Annotated in this window: 5 protein-coding genes and 1 pseudogene; 2 read left to right on the forward strand and 4 right to left on the reverse strand. The window is 68.3% G+C overall.

What is annotated here, in order from left to right:
• Positions 1-402, forward strand: a pseudogene (locus tag ABSG20_RS30730) (transposase); the annotation flags it as partial.
• A 143-nt stretch (positions 403-545) separates the two neighbouring features.
• Positions 546-902, forward strand: a complete 357-nt coding sequence (locus ABSG20_RS30735; RefSeq protein ID WP_423868216.1) for a DUF2867 domain-containing protein — start codon at positions 546-548, stop codon at positions 900-902.
• A 404-nt stretch (positions 903-1,306) separates the two neighbouring features.
• Here the strand turns inward: ABSG20_RS30735 and nagA are convergent, their stop codons facing one another.
• The 4 genes from nagA to ABSG20_RS30755 all read right to left on the reverse strand — a co-directional run.
• Positions 1,307-2,452, reverse strand: a complete 1,146-nt coding sequence (gene nagA / locus ABSG20_RS30740) for an N-acetylglucosamine-6-phosphate deacetylase (protein ID WP_423868217.1) — start codon at positions 2,450-2,452, stop codon at positions 1,307-1,309.
• A complete protein-coding gene (locus ABSG20_RS30745; RefSeq protein ID WP_423868218.1) occupies positions 2,449-3,462 on the reverse strand; it encodes an SIS domain-containing protein in 1,014 nt (337 codons plus the stop codon). Before ABSG20_RS30745 ends, nagA begins: the two co-directional genes overlap by 4 nt.
• Before the next feature lie 23 nt (positions 3,463-3,485).
• Positions 3,486-4,250, reverse strand: a complete 765-nt coding sequence (locus ABSG20_RS30750; RefSeq protein ID WP_423868219.1) for a GntR family transcriptional regulator — start codon at positions 4,248-4,250, stop codon at positions 3,486-3,488.
• Between the two features lie 85 nt (positions 4,251-4,335).
• Positions 4,336-4,927 (reverse strand): glucosamine kinase nucleotide-binding domain-containing protein (locus ABSG20_RS30755; protein WP_423868220.1); only part of this gene is annotated, 592 nt, incomplete at its 5' end.

Consider the following 4,927-nt stretch of genomic DNA (forward strand, 5'->3'; position numbering starts at 1 on the left):
CACTTGTTTCAGGGACGGTTCGGCTGCGTCGCGATGGACGAAGCGCATTGGCTGGCGGCGGTCCGCTATCTCGCGTTCAATCCGGTGCGGGCGGGGCTTTGCAAGCGCCCCGAAGACTGGCCTTGGAGCAGCGTCGCGGCGCACCTCGGAGGCCGGGACGATGGTTGTGTCGTGGTCTCGAAAATCCTGGAGATCGCGCCGCGTTTCGCGGATCTTTTGGAGCCATCGTCCGACGACGAGGCCGCGAGCGCGTCCTTTGAAACGCTCGGCGGGAACGCCCGCCCGCTTGGCGACGGCGCCTTCCTCGCTCGCGCCGAATCCCTCCTCGGCCGCTCGCTGGCTCCCCGCCGCCCCGGCCGAAAGCCACGCGCGGCGAGGACGGAGGAAGTAGGCGTGATTTGAAAAAGTGGAATCGGTATCATGTCCCCATAATCGGTGCTGGGTGCTTAAAGCAACCCTGCTGCAAACTGACACTTTAGGTAAAGCTGGCAGTATGATCAAAGCCCATGCGGTACCCGTGCCGTCCGACAGTGTGCTGGCGCCGCTTGCTGCAAACTGACACTTTAGGTAAAGCTGGCAGTATGATCAAAGCCCATGCGGTACCCGTGCCGTCCGACAGTGTGCTGGCGCCGCTTTATGTGGGCGCGGACCTGCTGGATGCGTTCGCGATTCACCTGCCGGCGGGGCCGGACGACGATCTCGAAGTGCTGGCGCGCGCTCGCTTCGAGCGGCCGGCGGGGTGGATTCGCGCGCTGACGCGGGTGCGCGATGCGGTGATGGCGACGGTCGGCGTCAAATCGTCTCGCGCGATCGGTGCTGCCGCAGCGGCGCGGGGGCCGGTGATCGGAATTACGGAATTCGGAATTACAAATTATAAATTACAGGGACACGATACCGATTGACATAATTTCTAATTGCTTTTCCACGCCAGGATCCCGCATGGCTCGGCTCCGCTCGTATCCTCCTTCCTGACATTTCTCACGCGCGGCGAGGACGGAGGAAGTAGGCATGATTTGAAAAAGTGGAATCGGTATCATGTCCCCGTAATACCGCACGGTAATACCGCACGGAGGAAGTAGGCATGATTTGAAAAAGTGGAATCGGTATCATGTCCCCGTAATAGCGAATCCCTCCTCGGCCGCTCGCTGGCCCCCCGCCGCCCCGGCCGAAAGCCACGCGCGGAGAGGACGGAGGAAGTAGGCATGATTTGAAAAAGTGGAATCGGTATCATGTCCCCGTAATACTGGGAGGGGAGCGCAGACCCCGAGGGGATAGGTCAAGGCCGATGTCCAGCGCAATTTCGAGCCTACCCGCTGACGCCTGCGATCCACACTCGCCTGACCGACAGGTCGTCGCCCAAGAGCACCATGTCGGCGACGAAGCGGGCGGCGATCCGGCCGCGGTCGCGGTCGAGGCGCAGGAACTGGGCCGGGTAGAGGCTCGCCATCCGCAGCGCCTCGGTGAGCGGTTGGTGGAGGTGGTCGACGGCGTATCTGACGGCCTGGTCCATGGTGAGGACCGAGCCTGCCAAGGTCCCGTCCTCCAGCGTCAGCTTGCCGTCGCGGCTGGTCACCGTGCGGCCATTGAGCGCGAAAGTGGTTTCGCTTGACGCGGCCGGCGGCATCGCATCGCTGACCAGGAACAGCCGCGCCGGCCCCTGCTTGGCGCGCAGCGCGATCCGCAGCGCCGCCGCGTGGGCGTGATGGCCGTCGGCGATGAATCCGGCCCAGAGGCCGCCATGGTCGAGTGCAGCGCCGACGAGGCCCGGGGCACGGTGCTCGAGCGGCGACATGGCATTGTACAAATGCGTGACGCCGCGCGCGCCGGCATCGGCCGCGGCCGATGCCATCTCGTAGCAGGCATCGCTATGCCCGAGGCTCACGATGACGCCGCCGTCCGTGAGCCGCCGGATCTGCCGTGGCGAGGCATTCTCGGCCGCAACCGTCAGCAGCACCGTGTCGATCCCGCTGTCGAGCAGGACATCGACGTCGCCGTCGGTCAGCGGCCGGATCAGGCCGGGGTCGTGAGCGCCCTTGCGGGCCGTCGCCAGGAACGGGCCTTCGAGGTGGATGCCGAGAATCCCCGGAGCCTTGGCGGCGATCGCCTCGCGGATCGCCGCCACCGCCTCGACCTGGCGATCCGGATGGTCGGTGATGAAGGTCGGCAGCAGGCCGGTCGATCCGTGTCGCGCATGGGCCATGGCGATGGCCTTGGCGCCTTCGGCGGTTCTCCTTTCGTTGAACAGCACGCCGCCGCCGCCGTTGACCTGGGCGTCGACGAAGCCAGGCGCGAGCACGCCGCCGCCGAGGTCGTGGCGGCAAAATCCGGCAGGCACGCTTGCGGCCGGCAGCACGTCGAGGATGCGGTCGCCATCGACCAGGACCGCATGGTCCTCGAGCAGGCGCTCGCCGGTGAAGACGCGCGCGCCGCAGAGCGCGTGTGGGGCCATCACATCGTCTCCGTCACTTTGCGCAGCCGGGACGGCCGGTCGGGATCGTGTCCGCGCGCGCGCGCCAGCTTTTCGGCGAAGGCGTAGAACGAGAGCAGCATGGCCAGCGGATCGAGTGCGGGATGGCCGGTCGCCCCAACGGCCAGGTCGTCGGCGCCGCCGGCGGCGTCCGCCGTGACCGCGAAGACCCGGCCCTGCAAGGCCCGCAGCCTGTCGATGCTGGCCCGCATCGCCTGACGGGATCGATCTGACTGGCTGAAGGCGATCACCGGGAAGCCGTCCTGCAGCAGCTGCATAGGGCCGTGCATCACCTCGGCGCCGGAGAACGCCTCGGCGTGCAGCATGCAGGTTTCCTTGAGTTTCAGCGCCGCCTCGGCCGCAACCGGGAAGGCCGGCCCGCGGCCGACCAGGTACGCCGATGGCGCCGCCTGGAACACGGGTAGCGCATTGTCCCAGCGGCGGGCGAGGGTCGCTTCGAACGCTTCCGGCAGGTGCGCGACCGCATCCCGCAAGGCCGCATCGTCCCGCCACTCGGCGACCAGCGCCGCCAGCGCGACCGCCGAGGCGATGCAGCTCTTGGTGGCGGCGACACTCCTCTCGGTGCCGGCATGGAGCGCGATGACCGCATCCGCAGTCGCGGCGAGCGGCGAGCCGGTCTGGTTGACGACCGCGACCGAGAAGGCGCCCGCCTTTCGCGCTGCGGCCTGCAAGGCTACGATGTCCGGGCTCTGGCCGGACTGGGAGACCGAGATCACGATGGCGTTCCTGAGCCTCAGGGGAGCCTTGTAGAGCGACGCCACCGACGGCCCGATCGAGGCCACGGGAACGCCGACGAGAATTTCGCTCAGATATTTGAAATACGCCGCCGCATGGTCCGACGAGCCTCGCGCGCAGGTCACGATCACGCTCGGGTCCAGCGTCCGAAACCTCTTGCCGAGCGCGCCGATGGCCTTGCCCTGTTCGCTGACGAGCCGCGCGACGACGCTCGGGGTCTCGGCGATCTCGGCCGCCATGTGGGTTGTGGTGCGGTCCGGCATCAGTGCTGTCCCAGGTTGAGCTCGGCAACGAAGTCATAGATGTCGCCGCGGTAAAAGCTGCGGGTGAATTCCACCGGCTGCCCGCTCGCGATGTAGGAGATGCGCTCGATCGACAGCGTCGCGCTGCCGGCGGGCACGCCGAGGAGCGAGGCGTCGTCGTCGCTCAGGTTGGCGGCCGACAGCCGCTGCAGGGCCCGCACGGGCTTCGCGCCGAGGGCCTCGAGCACGGCGTAGAGCGAAGTCTTGACGGCCTTCGGGTTGGCCAGATACCTGCACGGAATGGCGGCCTGCTCGATCGCCATCGGCACGCCGCCGGCGGAGCGGAGCCGCCGGAAGCGGCACACCCGATCCTGCATCGACAGCGCCAGATGGAAGGCCTCTTTGGTCGACGGCGACGAGATCTCCCGCCCGAGCCATTTCGATGTCGTCTCGAATCCCCGCAGCCGCATGTCCTCGCTGAAGGATGTCAGCCGTGACAGGGACTGCTCGACGATCGGCGGCCGGCGCGACACGAAGGTGCCGGATCCCTGCCGCTGCTCGAGCAGGCCGGCGCTGACCAGTCCCGAAAGCGCCTTGCGCACGGTCACCCGCGACACCCTGAGGGACTGGGCGATGTCGCGCTCGCCGGGAAGGGCCTCGAGCGGCTTCAGGCTGCCGTTCGCGATCGCCCGCTTGATGCGGTCCTGCAGCCGCACATAGAGCGGGCCGGCATCGCTCTCGGCGAAACTGTCCCGGGCGAACAGGGAGGATGGGTCGAGGCTCATCGTTGCCGATATCCCCAAGGAAGTGCGCGGCACGGCCCTGGACCGACCCGGCACGGCGGGAGCATGGCGGCGCGGCCGGCATCCCTCACGACGGCACCTCTCGGCGCGCCAGCAGGACGGCGCCGTCCATGGCGTCGCCGGCCGGTTCGACCAATAGCCTCCTCGATCCCGATTCGAGCCACGGCCCATAGGGGCGCGCCAACCCGCCCATGAGGGCGATGCGCGCAGCCCCCAGGGCGGCCAGCCGGCCGAGCATGGCGTCGACCCGGGCGGCCGCATCGCGCAGGATCGTTGCCGCCACCTCGTCGCCGGTCGCGCCGAGTTCGAAGACCAGCGGGGCAAACGCCCCGTAGTCGCGCGGCCCGGCGGTCGTGGCCCAGATCGCGGCTTCGGCTGGGTCGTGCCCGAACCCGGCCATGATCCTTTCGGTCAGTGCCGATCGGGGCCCCAGGTCATCGCATGCGGCGATCGCCGACCGCACCGCGCTCCGCCCGAGGGTGGCGCCCGAGGCATCATCCGCCAGCGCGAAGCCCCAGCCGCCGACACTGGTCGCACGTCCGTTCAAGAGGGCAAGCCCGTGCGATCCGGTGCCGAGGATCAGGATGGCGCCGTCGCGCCCGCGGTGAGCGCCGAGGCAGGCCGTGACCGCATCGGACGCCACCACGACGGAGGCGAAG

Source organism: Bradyrhizobium sp., assembly GCF_049512235.1.
Lineage (GTDB): Bacteria > Pseudomonadota > Alphaproteobacteria > Rhizobiales > Xanthobacteraceae > Bradyrhizobium.